1 protein-coding gene and 1 pseudogene are annotated in these 1,890 nt (G+C 64.2%); one reads left to right on the forward strand and one right to left on the reverse strand.

Annotation, left to right across the window (positions count from 1 at the left end):
* Positions 1–257, forward strand: a pseudogene (locus JMF90_RS35250) (acyltransferase); the annotation flags it as partial.
* 373 nt (positions 258–630) lie between these two features.
* Here the strand turns inward: JMF90_RS35250 and galU are convergent.
* Positions 631–1,518, reverse strand: a complete 888-nt coding sequence (gene galU / locus JMF90_RS35255) for a UTP--glucose-1-phosphate uridylyltransferase GalU (RefSeq protein WP_011548079.1) — start codon at positions 1,516–1,518, stop codon at positions 631–633.
* Positions 1,519–1,890 lie beyond the last annotated feature (372 nt).

The raw sequence follows: 1,890 nt of genomic DNA on the forward strand, positions 1-1,890 counted from the left end.
CGATCAGCTACGGCTTCTATCTGTTCCACAACCTGATTCCGGCGCGCTTCGGCGCACTGCCCGCGTCCTTCGCGCACGTGCCGATGCCGGAGATCGTCCGCGACGCGCTGCCGGAAATGCTGCAATTCGCGCTCGCCGTGCTGCTCGCGCACCTGTCCTGGCGTTATCTCGAAAAGCGGCTGCTCGACTTCAAGAAGCCGATCGCCGCGCTGCTGGCCCGGCACTTCGCCACGCAGCCGAGCGCGTCGCCGCGCTGAGCGGCACGCGAAAGCGACGTACGGCGAAAGCCGGACGGGAACGCTTCGATATCGGCGACACCCGAGGGCCGGCTGCATGGCAGCCGCCGCTGCGTCATCGCGCGACACCCGTGCGAGTGTCGTGCATGCCGCGCAACCCCTCCACCGATCCGGTCACGCGGCGCATGCTTCGGCACCGGTTTCACGCGCGACGTCCGGCCTCGTCGGTACGCGTCACGCATCGCGGGACACCGCCTGCCGCACGTTCGCGGCACGCCAACCGAGACGTCGCGCATCCTGCTCGGGCGCCCGCAAAAACAAAAAAGCCCCGGCGCGCGAGCGGCCGGGGCCAACGGAACAACCACCACCTGAAACGACGGAGCGCGCGGCCGCTTTAAGCGACGGCAGCCAGCGCGGGCAAGCAGGTACGCAGGTACGCCTCGAATTCGCGGCTCACTTCCGGATGCTGGAGCGCGAGCTCGACGGTGGCCTTCAGATAGCCGATCTTGCTGCCGCAGTCGAAACGCGTGCCGTAGTAGCGATACGCGAGCACCTGTTCGTTCGCGAGCAGCGACTGGACGGCGTCGGTGAGCTGCAGTTCGCCGCCCGCGCCCGGCTTGAGCTTGCGCAGGTGATCGAAGATCGTCGGCATGAACACGTAGCGGCCGACCACGCCGAGGTTCGACGGCGCATCCTCCGGCGCCGGCTTCTCGATGATGCCCGACAGCTTGATGATGTCCTCTTCCCATTCCCGGCCTTCGACGACGCCGTACGAGCGGCTGTCCTCGCGCGGGATCGTCTCGACCCCGATCACCGAGCTGTGATAGTGGTCGAACACGTCGACGAGCTGCTTGAGCACCGGCTGTTCGCCGTGCAGCAGGTCGTCGGCGAGGATCACCGCGAACGGCTCGCCGTGCACGAGCTTCTCCGCGCACAGCACCGCGTGGCCGAGGCCGAGCGCTTCCGGCTGGCGCACGTAGAAGCAGTTGACGTGGCTCGGCTTGATGCCGCGCACGAGCTCGAGCAGCTTTTCCTTGCCGCGCGCCTCGAGCTCGGCCTCGATCTCGTACGACTTGTCGAAATGATCCTCGATCGCGCGCTTGCTGCGCCCGGTGACGAAGATCATCTCGGTGATACCGGCGTTGATCGCTTCCTCGACCGCGTACTGGATCAGCGGCTTGTCGACGACGGGCAACATTTCCTTCGGGCTCGCCTTCGTTGCCGGGAGGAACCGCGTGCCGAGACCGGCAACGGGGAACACGGCCTTGGTGACTTTCAACATGTTCGCATCCTGATAGCGTTGACTGCGCCGCGTCGACCCGCGACCCGGCGCGATTGTGTTCCGAACGGCATATCGAGAATCGACGGCACTGCCAATTCCGCTCCGCTCATTTTCGATATGAACTGATTGCCCAATTATTCCGGAAAAAATATAATCGTTTCAATTCGGTCGATATTGCCGAACCGATTGCCGAAGCAGAAACAAATTACCGATTTTCCAGATACAAATTCTTACGATTCGAATTCCTCGATATAGGGCACGCCGCCCCGCTCGAGGCCCGGGCGGATCGGTTCGTTCTTCAGCGCCTCGCGGTACGCCGACAGAACGGCCATGACCAGCAGTACTGCAGCGCTCGCGATCCAATGCATGTCC

Source organism: Burkholderia sp. E168m23, assembly GCF_016586125.1.
Taxonomy (GTDB): Bacteria; Pseudomonadota; Gammaproteobacteria; order Burkholderiales; family Burkholderiaceae; genus Burkholderia; species Burkholderia orbicola.